Genomic DNA, 14,056 nt, shown 5'->3' with positions numbered 1-14,056 from the left:
CCAGGTCACTCCCCGATGGAGCGCACTGTAAGAAGCGCGTCATCAATTTTATGTGAAAACGGTGAGAGGATTGGGTTGAATGAAGCTTATTTCACCGTCAAGCAATTCGCTCGCGAGCACGCCCCGTTACTTCGCCAAAGAGGCGTCTCCGCAAACATCCTCGCGGAGACGCCATCATCCTGGGCGCTCGATCAGACCGAGCGACGGCGATAGGCACGATAGCCCGGCAGCCAGAAATTACGCTCGATGGCTTCAAGCAGCGCCTCTTCTGAGGTTTCCAGCGCCAGCCCCTCAGCCTGAGCCTCTTTGGCAACAGCCAACGCGATTTTACGGCTCACCTGCTGAATCTCCTTGAGCGGCGGCAAGACCGCATCGCCCTTCCCTGTGACCATCGGAGAACACTCGGCCAGTGCATTTGACGCCGCCATCAGCATCCGGTCGGTAATGCGCGATGCCTTGCAGGCCACCACACCAAGGCCGATGCCCGGAAAAATGTAAGAGTTATTGCACTGGGCGATATGCACGGTGCGACCGTTGATCTCTACCGGCGCGAACGGGCTACCGGTGGCCACCAGCGCATTGCCGTCCGTCCAGCGCAGGATTTCCTCCGGAGTCGCTTCTACCTTGGAGGTCGGGTTGGACAGCGGCATTACCAACGGCTTGGCGCAGTGCTTGTGCAGTTCGCGGATCACCTGCTCGGTAAACAGACCACGCTGCCCGGACACGCCAATCAATACGGTGGCACCGGCCTGTTTAACCACATCGAGCAACTGCGGAAAGGCTTCTGTACCGGCTGTCCAGCCCGCCATATCGGCAGTCTTTTGCGCCAGTCGCTTCTGGAAATCGAGCAGATTATCCATGCCCTCAGTCAACAAGCCGAAGCGATCAACCATGAAGATACGTTTACGCGCCTCGCTTTCGCTCAGGCCTTCGATACGCATTGCTGCGATGATGTGCTCGGCGATCCCGCAACCCGCCGAACCGGCCCCCACAAACACCACCTTTTGCTGGCCAAGGGTTTCATTCTTGGCCTTGCAGGCCGCCAGCAACGTGCCCACGGCAACCGAAGCAGTGCCCTGAATGTCATCGTTGAAGCAGCACAGCTCATCCCGATACTTTTCAAGCAGCGGCATCGCGTTGGACTGGGCGAAGTCTTCGAACTGCAACAACACGTCCGGCCAGCGACGCTGTACGGCGTCAATGAACAAGGCAATAAAGTCCTCGTATTCCTTGCCCGATACCCGCTCGTGACGCCACCCCATGTACATCGGGTCATCCAGCAGTTCGCGGTTGTTGGTGCCGACATCCAGCACAATCGGCAGCGTGTACGCCGGGCTGATCCCGCCACAGGCGGTGTACAGCGACAACTTGCCAATAGGGATGCCCATCCCGCCGATGCCTTGATCGCCCAGTCCGAGAATTCGCTCGCTGTCGGTCACGACAATGATCTTGATCCGGTCCTTGGTGGCGCTGCGCAGGATGTCATCAATGCGGTCGCGCTCAGGGTAGGAAATGAACAGGCCACGATGCGTGCGGTAGATCTTGGAGAACTCCTGGCACGCCTGACCCACCGTCGGGGTGTAGATAATCGGCAGCATCTCGTCCAGGTGGGAGTCGAGCAGGCGGAAAAACAGGGTTTCGTTGTTGTCTTGAATCGAGCGCAGGTAAATATGCTTGTCCAGGTCGCTCGCGCACTGTTTGTACTGGCTGTAGACCCGGGTGACTTGCTCTTCGATCGTCTCCACGTTCTGCGGCAAGAGCCCGATCAGATTGAATTCGACCCGCTCTTGAGGGGTGAAGGCACTGCCTTTGTTCAGCAGGGGCATTTCCAGCAGTGAGGGTCCTGCGTAGGAAATGTACAAAGGTCGCGAAGTTTTGGTCATTTTCTCTAATCGCCTTTTTCGTCTACTCATTGATTCTTTACGTCGACCGGGGCGGGCAGCCTGGCTCTTTTCTTGTTGTCTGTTCTTGTCGCCAGTTCTCTATCAGGCCATGCCGAAAACCATTCGGCGTGTAAGGTCAGGGCGAACATATTACTCGCCTGAGGGCCCATTGCGACATTTTGTCGCGCAAAGAATGGCTAAGTGACGCTATTGCAGGCGCAGCTCTCCACACCCAGCGAAAGCATGTCGCACGCTGGATGCATCAAAAGACCGGATGAAAAAGCCCCGACGGACGCCGGGGCCTGAACAGCTCAGGACGCGCTTGATTTTTCAGCGATGAGCCCGATGGTAAAACCATCGACCGCCGAGATCCTGCCCCGCCACAGCACACCCGCCTCACAGATCGGGTTGCCATCAGTGGAGTAGGTTCGGCAATCCTTCAAGTGAATGAAATGGAAAGCAGGCGTATCTTCAGACGACTCCCCAGGCTTGAAGGAAAGAATCATTTCTTTCATGGTCGCGTCAGTACCATTGGCAAACGAACTGAAGGGTGCCGAAATATCATCCGCCAGCTGCTCGAAATACGCATCGTGAGAAATCAGATGCCCGGAAACCAGATTCCCGCCCACAGACAGCGTCACGCCCATCTCCACCTTGGTATTCGCGACAAACTTGACCAGCCATTGCAGCAACCAGTCGATCTGCTTGCCCTGCCACTTGAACTGGGCAATCACGTCATCATGGCTCTGGCTGGGAGAAGGTTGCGCCTTTTGTACCTGATCTACGTCCGACATCTGATAGCTCCTCGCCTCACAAAACGTTGAACCCAAGGTATAGATCAGAAAGGGCGAAAGGGAAACCGGGAGGGGTGAATAGTTTGGGGATGGGTTGGTGGAGTCCACGCCGCGCTGACGTCGTTCAGCCGCTCGGGGTAGCCACATCCCTGCGTAAAATCGCCGAACTGAACAGAATAAAATCACCCAAGTGTTGGGTAATGATCGCCACAGTGATTGGCAACTGCAGCGCTTGATACTCGTGAACCGCAATATTTCTGAAGCCGACCATATTCTTCATGACCGGCAGCAGTGACGGAGCGAGCCACCCTCCGCGATGAAGCAGCTCAAAGACATCTCGCGCGCTCTGTGGCACTCCCAGCCCCTCACGCCTTATCAGATGCTGCCCCATATCAAGAGCGGCCTCGCAGGCGCGCTGGATATTGAGAATTGCAGCATCCTGACGAGTGAAATCGAATTCAAAGGTCGCAGGGTCTTTTTCGAACTCCTCTCGCACCCTTGCCACGCAGCGCTCAATGGAAGCGGCCTTGTTAATGAGCACATCATCGACCATGAACGACTCCTTTTTTCTGTATATCTTCGAGCAAACCTGCCCTCGCGCAGTCAAGTGAGGTCTTTTCGCTGAGCACAAACGCCTCGAAGATTCCCGCAGCCTCATTCTTACACCAGAGACGACGGCCTTTGGTGATGATCTGATATTGCATCACGGTCGAGGCGGTGCGCAGATCGATCAAGTCCACAGGCAAATCAGCGATGTCTGCGATTTCCCCCGCCAAACGCCACAGCGCTACAGGATCGAGAATGCCTTGCACAAGTACGGCCAGATCCAGGTCGCTTTCGGAGTTGGCATGACCGGTCGCTTGGCTGCCGAACAGGTAGACAGCCAACAGGTCAGGCAATCGGGATTGCAGGTGTGTGAGCAAGCTGTGGGTGTTCATACGCAACGTCTCAAATATTGCCGAGACAGACCCTAACAGAAGCCGGGGTCGGATTCTCGCTCAGGATTTGCGAAAACCAGTCTACAACCCAAAAAACGTATCCACGCCACGAGCCCCACCTGGCAAAAAATGAGGACTGGGGTTAGCGAGGCATCTCTGGCGAGCAGCTCCACGGCAGCAGAGCTCTGCGCGCCCACTGTTCGAGCTGCGAGCCTGGGATGTTGATACCTGTGAGTAGAATACAAGGTGTTATGCGCCATTTAGCAGAGGGTCGAAACAGGAAAGCACTTATATAGCTAGCGGATTGGTACTACATAAAACTGGCCGAGCATAATCCAGGATGGGCAACTGCATCAGTTGACCCGTTAGCCGAGTGCCTGAACAAAGCAACCCTTGATCTAATACAGCAAAACAAGGAGATCAGATTGACTTTATCAAATGCGATGCGACAGCGGGATAGGTCAAAGCGAACGGACGCCTAAATTTATACCGAAACGCCATTTAAACGCTGCGCCAGGCACAGTTCAATCCGATTATTTTTTGCGCGGGCAGCCTTTATGATCTAAAGTGCAGCGCTGAGGATGGACATAAACATTAACATGAAAGTAAAAAACTCATGGCTGTTGACGCTTATTTGAAAATAGATGATATCCCCGGCGACGCGTTTGACGCTCAATTCAACGAATGAGAAATAGGCCAGGACACAGAGTTTCTAGCACCTGCCAAAAACATCATGAATCTCCAAAGTTGTTGAACCGAGGAAAAGTAAATAATGGAAACCACCAAAGCCATTATTAGATCTATCTTGAAATTTCTTGCAGTTTTAGCAGTCGCCTCCCTTCTAGCAAGGATCGCTATAATTAGCGGCCTTGTGCGGGCTGGTTTGGACTCTTACATAGGTGACGCAGTTTATACTGGCTTACGGACACTTTTCAGCATCAGCGGAGCCGAAGAGGCAGAAACGATGATAATTATCGGGATACTTATTACTTGCATTTTTCTGGTTACTGCGTTGCACTGGCTGCTGTCAGAAGTCGTTTCCAGTTGGAAAGCGCGCAAATCTAATTGATATAGTCATACTACACCATTCTCGAAAACAATACTGAAACGAGGCACACCGAGAAAGTGCTTGATTGTTCGTGACCAGTATTGGTCCAAGCAGAACTGATCCTAAGCATCTACTCCATAGGTTTTTGAATAAGCGCCATACGATACGATGCAAACTCAGGGCGGCCTGGGGCCGATGCTCAAGGATCGTGGGGTAGAGCAGAAAAGGGACCTCTATTAGGCCGCAGGGGAGGTGGGGGGGGAAGGACGACGGCGCGCTAGACAAAGCTTTAAACTCTTGGTTGTACAAAATCGTCCGTGCACATAGACTGGCACTCAGCCACAAACCCCATAAAGCTCTATTTAACAGGGAAAAACATGAAGTACAGGGAGAGTTCCATCGACAAAAAGCTTCGTAACTGGTTCAAAAATGATAACAAAAAACAATTACTAAGAGGCATACATTTACAATCCGGAAAAATGAGAGGCTTGACGCCATTCAGGGTCGAACTAAACTTCCCTATAACAGCATTTGCCGGAGTTAATGGAGCTGGCAAATCTACGTTGCTAGCTATTTCAAGCTGTGCCTTTCACAATTTAAAAACAGGCTTCAAACTACCCAAGAGAAAAACAAGCTACTACACATTCTCTGACTTTTTTGTCCAACATCTGAATGAATCTTCACCTCACGGAATCCAAATTTATTACACCATAGCTCACGACAATTGGAGCAAATCTGAAACCGTCCCAACAGGCATAGGGATAGCGTCGCAGTTACGCAAAAAAAAGAAAAATGGCCGCTGGAATGATTATGATTTAAGAGTCAACAAAACCGTTATATTTTTAGGTATCGAACGCATAGTTCCACATGCAGAGAGAAGCCAGTCACGCTCATACTCCAGATCTTTTAAAGACGTCCCCCTTAAAGGCTGGGAAAACACTGTCAAAGATTTAGTTGGTAAAATTCTAGGAAAAACTTACGACGAGTTCAGATATTTAGAACACGCAAAATATAGCCTCCCAATAGTAAAGGTGGGCGGGATCACATACTCGGGATTTAATATGGGAGCAGGTGAAAACGCACTCTTTGAAATATTTTCAACTATCTATTCTAGTGGTGGAAACTCCCTACTGGTGCTTGATGAAATAGAGCTTGGACTCCACTCAAAAGCGCAACGATCTTTTATCGAAAAACTAAAAACAATTTGTTTAGAAACTGGAACCCAGGTAATTTGCACAACTCACTCTAGAGATATTTTCGAATCGCTTCCTGATGACGCAAGGTTTTTTGTAGAATCGATTGCGGGAAAAACAAAGATCACACCAGAAATCGCACCAGACTTTGCATTCTCAAAAATGAGCAATCAAAAGCAAAGTGAGTTAGATATTTTTGTCGAGGATGAAGTTGCTCGCAACATAATCCAGACATTATTACCTTCTGAAATTAGATCCAGGGTTAAAATATTGGTTATAGGATCAGCTTCAGCAATCTCCAGACAACTCGCAGCTCTGAATATACGTGGAGAGGAAAGAACCACTATAGCAGTTTATGACGCAGACCAGATGGCAAAGGCCGGTGACAATCTATCTCATGCAAAAAGAATGGTTGAAAATCCTCCAGCCAACTTCGACGCTTGGTACAATGAACGCGTGACCTACCTGCCTGGCGATACTTGGCCAGAAGCCTGGATAGTTCAGCAGGCAAAGGAACAAACTTTGCTAGTATCAGACGCTTTGGGGTTAGAAGCAGATAAAGTCGACGAAATTATGGAGTACGGATTACAGGCAGGGAAGCATAATGAATTTTTTGAAATCTCCTCTAATATCGGCCTAGACAAAGTTCATTGCCTACAGCTTTTAACAAAAGTTGTTTGTCAAACCTCAAAGACCGAACTGGAGCCGCTTCTAAATTTTATAAAAGACAAACTTACTTAGAATAAAGTTGCTCTTATTTAATTTACACGGCACAGATCCAAATCTGATCCAATCGTGCCGTACAGCTTCGACTCATCATTTCCTGACGCATCCCCCATTCGGGATCGACGGAAACACTCCCCAACCTCAACGACCGTCCCCCCAACTCGGTATCGCGCTGATGTCGTCATTCTGCGGGCAGTGCCTCAATAGCGTTGCTCATAGTGCAAAAATGCCCTAGCTCGAACACAAAGAACGAAAGTAAGCGCTCCATAAGCCGTTGCGCTCCCAGTACAAGATCTTCACGCGGTTGCGTGACTTGTTGAGGAAGACGAAAAGCACGGGGTCGAACACCGCGACCTTGATGTCCAACTCGACCAAGGCTGCCAGACCGTCGATGGATTTTCGGAAGTCGACGGGCTTGGGGTACAGATACACTTTTTCGACTTTTGCATCGGGACGCATCATGGTTGGCGGGCTCCAGAACGAAATCGGGAGCACAGCATCCGGGATTAAGCGGCGGCTTTGAATGTGAGGTTCATGGAGCGCTTACTCCCATTCTCCTTGTCCATGTAGTTTGAGTCAGTATCCATGATGGCGATCAGCCCAGCCAGTGCGGCTAAAATGTTGCCATCTGACCAAAAGGGACGCTGCCTCATGACGAAGAATGACAAGAAGAAGCGTAGGAAAGGTCAGGTAACGATTCCACGGGACCACTACGTCTACGGACACACTCCCGGCAAGGTCGAATCACTCACTGTGGAGATGGACCCAGTGACGCAGCAACTGAGTGTCCGTGAGGTTGATCCCAGCAGTATCAGGTATCAAATTACGTACGTGCGGGAGAAAAAGGATGACAAGGTTCTCTATTCAGCCCCAGCTGATGACTTCTCGATGTCCTTGGATCATTACGAAGAACTCAAGGCTCGCTTCGATTACCTGATGGCTGTAGATACCAATACGCTAAATGAAATCTATCAGGGTTATCGGGTCAGCGCTTGTTGCATTTACGTGGTGCAGGATCATCTCAGTTCTCTGAATGCTGAGAGTCGCTACGTTCACCACGCCACCTTCCTCATCTTGAACACTGATCATCACGCCAAGAGTGAGCCGATTGGATGGCACCTAGCGATTACACGGAGCATCCACCCGCTGATGCAACACAGCAGAATCGGAATGATCGTTGATAGTGAATTGGGTCAACATATCGACATCAACGCCGGGAGGGAGCCGTATTACGCAACAAGCCACCTGCCGCCCAACCTGAAATTCCTGTACGCCTCAAGTGATGGTTCAGCGACGTTTGCCAACGCAATGATTCAGAGCTGTGATACCGGTGCCAAGGCCGTGTTGAATGAGTTCAAGAAGAAGGGTGTAGCCGGTGTACTTAGGCACAAGCCAATCGAGGTTGGTACGGCGCTGTGCGTTCGGGTTGTATCCAGTCGGCCAGATGGAAAACCCTGAAAAAATCTCGATTAACTCAGCATATCCCCTACGGTTTTCACACGATTGACCTGGGGCGAAGTGGTGCCCACGTGTTGAGCTGGCGTGTCACCTCGGATTCCAGCAAGTGCTCTGAACTGGTCTAGGCTGCTGGTTCTCTCGATCAAGGATGAACACCATGCCTAACAGCTCAGATGCCAACATCGCCACAGCAGACGTACTAACTCTCTTGCTCCGCAACCAGCACGCCTTAGCCGCTGCAATTGAAGAAGTGGCCCTATGGGCTACGAAGCCCATGAAAACGCCGTTTGTAGTGGTCAACTGATCCCGGACACGACGTTAAGGTTTTTCTCGTACTGAGCGGGTGCCAGTCCATCATTGAACTGGTGTGGCCGAACCCAGTTGTAGCGATGCATCAGATAATGACTGATATCCCGCTGTGCCTCTTGGGCCGTCATGTAGCCCACGGCGGGTATCCACTCGGTTTTCAAGCTGCGGAATACACGCTCCATCGGCGAGTTGTCGTAGCAATTACCTCGGCGACTCATGCTCTGGCGCATGCGGTATCGCCAAAGCCGCTGGCGAAACTGTCGGCTCCCATATTGGGAGCCCTGATCTGAGTGAAACAGCAGGCCCTGAGGCTTGCCGCGTTGCTCATAAGCCATGTCCAGCGCCTTGATGACCAAGTCCGTGTCCGGTTTGTTTGAAAACGCCCAGCCCACCACCCGACGCGCATAAAGATCCATAACCACCGCCAGGTAATGCCATTTTCCTTGCGCCCAGATGTAGGTGATGTCGCCACACCAGACCTGATTGGGCGCGGGTACATCGAACTCCCGATTCAAAATGTTCGGAATGTCAGGCCTCTCCACTGTTGCTTTTTTATAAGCATGAGAGCCAGGTTGCTTGCTGATTAATCCCAGTTCCCGCATCAGGCCACGTACCTTGAACCGACCAATTTGCTCGCCATCTTCCTGCAATATCGAAACGATACTGCGGCTGCCTGCAGCGCTTCGACTTTGCCCGAACAGCTCATTGACTCGACTGAGTAAACGAACCCGCTCAGCGTCTGGAGCCCGACGCCGCTGGCAATGGTCGTAGTAGCACGAGCGAGGTGTCTCGAACACCTCGCACAGCAATTCGATCGGCTCATGGGCACCTAGCTGATCGATCAGCGCAAGCGCTCGTGTTCTTCCGACATCAAGAGCGCGGTAGCCTTTTTTAAAATGGATTTCTCCCGCTCAAGACGAGCGATCCGCGCTTCCAGCTCCTGAATTTTCTGCTGCTCGGGCGTCAGGGCTTTGCTCTGAGGCGTTACGCCATTGCGCTCCTGCTGGAGCTGGCTCACCCAGCGACGCAGCGCAGACTCGACCACCCCTAGTGAGCGGGAGGCCTCAATGTGGCTATAGCCCTGATCGAGCACGAGGCCTGCGGCCTCACGTTTGAATTCAGCAGAGAAGGTACGGCGTTGTTTGGTCATCAGACACCTCTATCTGGCGATATTCTCGCCTAAATGAGTGTCCGGAATCATTAGACCACTGCACTCACACCCAAAGGCCGGGCCTATGTACAGCACCCCCGACAGCCTTGCTAGACGAAATCAGAAGCTTGGATGAGTAAGTTTGATGCAGTCGCTGTCGAATGTGCAACCTGCTATCCGGAGGGAATTTGGGATTCCCCAGAAAACTACGTCACTTAAAAAAGATATTGAATGCGGCTGTTCCCATCGACACGGCCAGTGCGCATGAGGATATCCATGTGGCCGTTCTGAACTTATTAGCGTCTTCTTGGAGTCCAGCCAGCACCGAGGCCATCAGCGGAAAGTTGATAGAGAATCCTTCACCATTGGTGTTACCAAAGAACAGCACTTTGGACTCGTCTTCGTTGGTGTATCCATATTTCTTTTGAAGGTGATAGTAGAGACGTCCGAAAACGATATCACCGTCTACATCCAGTTCACGTGCGATCATCTGGCAGTCGATGGGTACGTAGATTTTACTGCGTCTCCCGCTCTCCACCTCGCGAGAATGGTTTTGAAATTCCTCGTAGTAGAGCTTGTAGATAAGCTCCAGTATCGTTCGATCTGAAGGCAGCTTCATTGTGCAGACTCCTTCCCTATGGGCGGATGCATTTATCATACCTGATGCAGCAGAATCCAATCTCCCGCACCGGTTTCAGCGAAGCCTTGGTTTGTCCGACTATATGTACGCCGCCGGATGTGCTAGCTGCTCGCGGTGCGGGCTTGAGATTGCAGTACGGACGCCCCACCGCAGAAGCTCCGTCAAAGTCATCAGTAGCAATCTGTTCGCGAGACGTGAAAAGCCCCACCGAGATGGGGCCTACTGCCTTTACTACTGGAACCGCAACAACGCATCCGCAAGAGAGTTTGTCGCGCCTTTCTTCCATTCAACCGGTGGCGACTCGCTGATTGAAACGAAGGCTTCGTAGGTGGAAATCCCTGCTGAAGCGGCCGCTGCATCAATACTGTCGCGGGTGAACCTGATTGCCCCCTCTCTCGTTGAAGCTGGTGTAAAGACCGCCGTCCAGAGAGTCGTAAGTTTGTGTTTGCTGAAGTTCTTTTTGCTCAGCTCCTGATTAAATCTCGTGCGAGCTGTTGAGCTGACGCCATTATCTAAATCGACCGTCACAACTGCATGAAAGGGCATAATTACTCCCCCCGCGCTTTATTGGCTTGAGACACGACCGAGCCCGCAAGAGTCTTCGTCTCTTCGCTGTATTTCTCACTCTGAAGCACGCGACCTGCCTTAGCCTCCATCTCAGCACTCGTTTGCTTACCAGTGTTAGCTTGAGCCAACGTAGAGGCCGCGAGGCTTTTCGCTATTGCAGATGCGTGGGGATCACGCAGGGTGTCAGATGCCAGTTTGGCCAGCTTTGCGGAGGATTGCTTGGTATTCGTTTTCATAGATGTCTCCTGATAATTGCGACTTGGTCGCACATATCCAGAAACGACCACCGATCAATCACAGTTGACTCAATCGCTGTGAATTGGCTTAAATGGCGTCCTTCTCCGAACAAGTGCTAACGCATGCGTAAGGGGTGCGAGTAGTCGCGTTACGTTTGGCGACAGAGCGTGACTACTCGTGAACATCTTCAGCGGAGCCCACCTACATGGTGGGCTTTTGCGTTGGTTTGAATACTATCCAGTTGCCACATCCTCTGCAACCGTTCTGTGAGCCTCGCCAGCAATTTTCTGCTTAAAGGGTATCGTTTCGGTAGGCCTATCACTGTAAAGCGCCTCAGAGGCGTTTATAAGGCCCCAAAGAGGCCCTCTAAAGCGCAGCACCCACCCCGTTTAAGTCTGCCATTCAACCGCAAGTGAAGTGTAAGCTTGAGCAAAAAGTGATCGCACCCCCTACATCTGCGGTAACGACTGGTGCGGGGACACAAGATAATGTGTTTCCCACGGTCTGGGTAGGCATCACCTGTGGATAACACTGTGCTTAATTTGTGTGTGAAGCGGGAGAAACCCACGTAGCCCGCACGGCGAGCGGGGCAGGCCATTTGTCGATGTTTTTTTGGAGACCAAGCATGCAGGGCTGAACCGCTAACCGGTCTTCGTTGGTGCCAGCTTAGGTACCGTGGGTGTCGACTCCTTGAAGTGCGTTCTTCCTATCACGGATAACGGAGGATCTGACCCAGCACCAAACGGCCCGACCCTATTTGCGTCGGATAGAAGAAGAACCTTCTGCACGGAAAGCGTGAGCTTTCAGATGACATACACGATGCCTCTGTAGTAGGCAGCGGCGAATGCAGCGTCATCCATTTCCAAGCTTCCAATTCGGCGACACGTGCAGCGAGCCGGGACAGAGCAGCAGGATTACAGACCCAATACATCTGGACACCTTCTAGCGAAAACGCTGGAACCTACGCAAGACGTTGGGCTTGGCGCTTGGACACTGGCAGAGATTTGTGGTTACGGATTAAGCCTTGCACGCCAGAGTGCGAACTCACTCAGCGAACACACTCACCGACAACCTCAACACGAACACCTAGTCCGCCGCTGAGCGGGCTCTCTCATGCCCTCAACTCAAACAGTGAACGCACTCTGTAACCCAGCTTCCTACAGCCCCACCAAGATACGCTGACACAACACCAAGCCTCGCCCATCACAAGCTGATCAAGGCTTACCAACAGCCTCACAGGCAGCCACTGAAGGCAGGCAGTGCGTAGGGTGCCCTTCACTTATTCTAGAGTCACTCAGCTTTTAAAACAGGGTGCCCGTGTTCGCGTTAAGTCGCTATGCGGATAACCTCGCTTTACAGATGCCACTCTCCATTATTATTTTCCCCAGCCAGAGTCGGATCTGTTCTCTGGGTGCAAGGTCTCTCCGGGCGGCGGCGGGCGTTTTGGCGGGAACGGAACGTGAATATTTCAACGAGTGGTACGCTCTGCCCTTCACAGAACAGGAGATGGTGCATGGCAACTACAGTTTGCACCGTTCGACTATGCGTCGTGCGTCACAAAACCTGCCCGTCGGCTCGGCCAGCATCTAGCACAAGGATAAGAATGCAATGCAAACCAGTGAAATCATCAGCACCGCAGGTCTGTTTCTCACCGCCTTAGTAGTAGTCGGTGGGTGGTTTTGGCAACGCTGGCAGGAACGCACAAGCGTGCGCGTAGCTATCGTTGCTGAGGTGTTAGCACTAAGGAAAATCGCCGTAGAACGAGGCTACCACGCCGATCTAACCGAAATGGGAAACGTGCTACTCGGAATACCGGAACACGAACGCCCAGAAGCTTCATTGCAGGTACGAATCCCACAGCATTATTGCAGGGTCTATGTCGCCAATCTTGGGAAACTTGGATATCTCTCGCCAGAGGATGCTCAACTGGTCGTCAGCTTCTACCAGTACGTCGATAGCGTCGTGCAGGACATCACAGAAGGCGGACTCATCTATAACGGCACGCGTGACCCAGGAGCCTTCACAGATGCCGCAAACATCCTTCAATTCGCGTTAGATTCTGCACAGACGCTAGCTGACAGACATTTGAAGAAATAAGTGTCTAGAGGGCGTGGGCTGCATGATTTGAGTAGTACAAACAAGTAGTACAAACAAGTAGTACAATCCAAAAAGAAAAAGCCCCGTAACTCATTGATTTACAGGGCTTTTCAAATAATGGCGGAGAGATAGGGATTCGAACCCTAGGTACCGGTGAAGGTACAACGGATTTCGAATCCGTCCCATTCGGCCACTCTGGCATCTCTCCAACGGCGCGCATCATAACAGTATCGGCGCAGAAGGCGAAGCCCTTCTGCTGATTTTTTTCGTGCTATCAAGCGCTTGCGTGTTTTTTCGGGTTACAGCGGTACGCCCAGACGGTTTGCGACTTCTTCGTACGCTTCGATAACGTCGCCCAGACCCTGGCGGAAGCGGTCCTTGTCCATTTTCTTGCGGGTATCCTTGTCCCAGAGGCGGCAGCCGTCCGGGCTGAATTCGTCACCCAGGACGATTTCGCCGTGGAACACGCCGAACTCGAGTTTAAAGTCGACCAGCAGCAGGCCGGCGTCGTCGAACAGTTTGGTCAGCACGTCGTTGACCTTGATCGAAAGCTCTTTCATGCGAACCAGTTGCTCGGCAGTGCCCCAGCCGAACGCCACAACGTGGGATTCGTTGATGAACGGGTCGCCTTTGGCGTCATCCTTGAGGAACAGCTCGAAGGTGTACGGATTGAGCCTGGTGCCCTCTTCGATGCCCAGACGTTTGACCAGGCTGCCGGCAGCGTAGTTACGCACGACGCACTCGACCGGGATCATGTCCAGTTTCTTGACCAGGCACTCGTTGTCGCCCAGCAGCTTGTCGAATTGGGTTGGAATGCCCGCTTCTTCGAGCTTTTGCATGATGAAGGCGTTGAACTTGTTGTTCACCATGCCTTTACGGTCCAGCTGTTCGATGCGCTTGCCGTCGAACGCCGACGTGTCGTTGCGGAACAGCAGGATCAAGCGGTCAGCGTCGTCGGTCTTGTAAACCGACTTGGCTTTGCCGCGGTAGAGTTCTTCACGTTTTTCCATGATGGG

15 protein-coding genes and 1 tRNA gene are annotated in these 14,056 nt (G+C 52.0%); 4 read left to right on the top strand and 12 right to left on the bottom strand.

Features of this window, described 5'->3' with window-relative positions:
* Nucleotides 1-191 precede the first annotated feature (191 nt).
* The 4 genes from MME58_RS07530 to mntA all read right to left on the bottom strand — a co-directional run bounded on the left by MME58_RS07530 (nt 192) and on the right by mntA (nt 3,615).
* On the bottom strand, nt 192-1,883 hold the full coding sequence (locus MME58_RS07530) for an NAD-dependent malic enzyme (RefSeq protein WP_054987962.1): 1,692 nt from the start codon (nt 1,881-1,883) through the stop codon (nt 192-194).
* A gap of 311 nt (nt 1,884-2,194) precedes the next feature.
* Nucleotides 2,195-2,677 (bottom strand): gas vesicle accessory protein GvpU, encoded by a 483-nt coding sequence (gene gvpU, locus MME58_RS07525; RefSeq protein WP_055005501.1) that lies wholly within the window; start codon nt 2,675-2,677, stop codon nt 2,195-2,197.
* Between the two features lie 124 nt (nt 2,678-2,801).
* A complete protein-coding gene (gene hepT, locus MME58_RS07520; protein WP_055005502.1) occupies nt 2,802-3,230 on the bottom strand; it encodes a type VII toxin-antitoxin system HepT family RNase toxin in 429 nt (142 codons plus the stop codon).
* Nucleotides 3,220-3,615, bottom strand: a complete 396-nt coding sequence (gene mntA / locus MME58_RS07515) for a type VII toxin-antitoxin system MntA family adenylyltransferase antitoxin (RefSeq protein ID WP_055005503.1) — start codon at nt 3,613-3,615, stop codon at nt 3,220-3,222. The genes hepT and mntA overlap by 11 nt, the downstream gene beginning before the upstream one ends.
* 772 nt (nt 3,616-4,387) lie before the next feature.
* Between mntA and MME58_RS07510 the strand changes: the two genes are divergently transcribed.
* Together MME58_RS07510 and MME58_RS07505 are read left to right on the top strand one after the other, a co-directional pair.
* The gene (locus tag MME58_RS07510) at nt 4,388-4,684 is read left to right on the top strand and encodes a hypothetical protein (protein ID WP_055005504.1); all 297 of its coding nucleotides are present in this window, start codon (nt 4,388-4,390) and stop codon (nt 4,682-4,684) included.
* Nucleotides 4,685-5,040: 356 nt separating this feature from the next.
* The gene (locus MME58_RS07505; RefSeq protein WP_055005505.1) at nt 5,041-6,597 is read left to right on the top strand and encodes an ATP-dependent nuclease; all 1,557 of its coding nucleotides are present in this window, start codon (nt 5,041-5,043) and stop codon (nt 6,595-6,597) included.
* Nucleotides 6,598-6,619: 22 nt separating this feature from the next.
* Here MME58_RS07505 and MME58_RS07500 read toward each other — a convergent pair whose 3' ends face one another.
* Both MME58_RS07500 and tnpB read right to left on the bottom strand, forming a co-directional pair.
* Nucleotides 6,620-6,742 (bottom strand): DUF4113 domain-containing protein, encoded by a 123-nt coding sequence (locus MME58_RS07500; RefSeq protein WP_082427241.1) that lies wholly within the window; start codon nt 6,740-6,742, stop codon nt 6,620-6,622.
* Between the two features lie 71 nt (nt 6,743-6,813).
* Nucleotides 6,814-7,044 (bottom strand): IS66 family insertion sequence element accessory protein TnpB, encoded by a 231-nt coding sequence (tnpB, locus tag MME58_RS07495; RefSeq protein ID WP_055005506.1) that lies wholly within the window; start codon nt 7,042-7,044, stop codon nt 6,814-6,816.
* Between the two features lie 189 nt (nt 7,045-7,233).
* Here tnpB and MME58_RS07490 point away from each other — a divergent pair, with 189 nt between their 5' ends.
* Nucleotides 7,234-8,040 (top strand): hypothetical protein, encoded by an 807-nt coding sequence (locus MME58_RS07490; RefSeq protein WP_055005507.1) that lies wholly within the window; start codon nt 7,234-7,236, stop codon nt 8,038-8,040.
* Nucleotides 8,041-8,336: 296 nt separating this feature from the next.
* On the opposite strand, the gene MME58_RS07480 is transcribed toward MME58_RS07490, so the two are convergent.
* The 4 genes from MME58_RS07480 to MME58_RS07465 all read right to left on the bottom strand — a co-directional run bounded on the left by MME58_RS07480 (nt 8,337) and on the right by MME58_RS07465 (nt 10,942).
* A protein-coding gene (locus tag MME58_RS07480; protein ID WP_103715205.1) for an IS3 family transposase occupies nt 8,337-9,499 on the bottom strand; the annotation gives its coding sequence in 2 pieces (ribosomal slippage) (nt 8,337-9,244 and nt 9,244-9,499; 1,164 coding nt in all).
* A 211-nt stretch (nt 9,500-9,710) separates the two neighbouring features.
* Entirely contained in the window at nt 9,711-10,118 is a 408-nt protein-coding gene (locus MME58_RS07475; protein WP_055005558.1) for a hypothetical protein, read from the bottom strand.
* Nucleotides 10,119-10,370: 252 nt separating this feature from the next.
* Complete coding sequence (locus tag MME58_RS07470) at nt 10,371-10,685, bottom strand: hypothetical protein (protein ID WP_055005559.1); 315 nt, start codon at nt 10,683-10,685, stop codon at nt 10,371-10,373.
* A 2-nt stretch (nt 10,686-10,687) separates the two neighbouring features.
* Complete coding sequence (locus MME58_RS07465) at nt 10,688-10,942, bottom strand: hypothetical protein (protein WP_055005560.1); 255 nt, start codon at nt 10,940-10,942, stop codon at nt 10,688-10,690.
* 1,609 nt (nt 10,943-12,551) lie between these two features.
* On the opposite strand from MME58_RS07465, the gene MME58_RS07460 reads away from it, so the two are divergent.
* Nucleotides 12,552-13,040, top strand: coding sequence for a hypothetical protein (locus tag MME58_RS07460; protein ID WP_055005561.1), 489 nt, complete (start codon nt 12,552-12,554; stop codon nt 13,038-13,040).
* Between the two features lie 118 nt (nt 13,041-13,158).
* Here MME58_RS07460 and MME58_RS07455 read toward each other — a convergent pair.
* Together MME58_RS07455 and purC are read right to left on the bottom strand one after the other, a co-directional pair.
* Nucleotides 13,159-13,248 (bottom strand) — tRNA-Ser (locus MME58_RS07455).
* Nucleotides 13,249-13,339: 91 nt separating this feature from the next.
* Complete coding sequence (purC, locus tag MME58_RS07450; RefSeq protein ID WP_003430849.1) at nt 13,340-14,050, bottom strand: phosphoribosylaminoimidazolesuccinocarboxamide synthase; 711 nt, start codon at nt 14,048-14,050, stop codon at nt 13,340-13,342.
* Nucleotides 14,051-14,056 lie beyond the last annotated feature (6 nt).

The sequence above is a fragment of the Pseudomonas syringae pv. tagetis genome (genome assembly GCF_022557255.1).
GTDB lineage: Bacteria > Pseudomonadota > Gammaproteobacteria > Pseudomonadales > Pseudomonadaceae > Aquipseudomonas > Aquipseudomonas caricapapayae.
Note: the sequence above shows the minus strand (reverse complement) of the source record. Positions and strands in the feature narration are given on the sequence as shown.

Coding starts and splice junctions, on each gene's coding strand:
- MME58_RS07465 (WP_055005560.1), bottom strand. CDS start 10,942: ATGAAAACGAATACCAAGCAATCCTCCGCAAAGCTGGCCAAACTGGCA.
- MME58_RS07530 (WP_054987962.1), bottom strand. CDS start 1,883: ATGACCAAAACTTCGCGACCTTTGTACATTTCCTACGCAGGACCCTCA.
- mntA (WP_055005503.1), bottom strand. CDS start 3,615: ATGAACACCCACAGCTTGCTCACACACCTGCAATCCCGATTGCCTGAC.
- purC (WP_003430849.1), bottom strand. CDS start 14,050: ATGGAAAAACGTGAAGAACTCTACCGCGGCAAAGCCAAGTCGGTTTAC.
- gvpU (WP_055005501.1), bottom strand. CDS start 2,677: ATGTCGGACGTAGATCAGGTACAAAAGGCGCAACCTTCTCCCAGCCAG.
- MME58_RS07475 (WP_055005558.1), bottom strand. CDS start 10,118: ATGAAGCTGCCTTCAGATCGAACGATACTGGAGCTTATCTACAAGCTC.
- MME58_RS07505 (WP_055005505.1), top strand. CDS start 5,041: ATGAAGTACAGGGAGAGTTCCATCGACAAAAAGCTTCGTAACTGGTTC.
- tnpB (WP_055005506.1), bottom strand. CDS start 7,044: ATGATGCGTCCCGATGCAAAAGTCGAAAAAGTGTATCTGTACCCCAAG.
- MME58_RS07490 (WP_055005507.1), top strand. CDS start 7,234: ATGACGAAGAATGACAAGAAGAAGCGTAGGAAAGGTCAGGTAACGATT.
- MME58_RS07460 (WP_055005561.1), top strand. CDS start 12,552: ATGCAAACCAGTGAAATCATCAGCACCGCAGGTCTGTTTCTCACCGCC.
- MME58_RS07510 (WP_055005504.1), top strand. CDS start 4,388: ATGGAAACCACCAAAGCCATTATTAGATCTATCTTGAAATTTCTTGCA.
- MME58_RS07470 (WP_055005559.1), bottom strand. CDS start 10,685: ATGCCCTTTCATGCAGTTGTGACGGTCGATTTAGATAATGGCGTCAGC.
- hepT (WP_055005502.1), bottom strand. CDS start 3,230: ATGGTCGATGATGTGCTCATTAACAAGGCCGCTTCCATTGAGCGCTGC.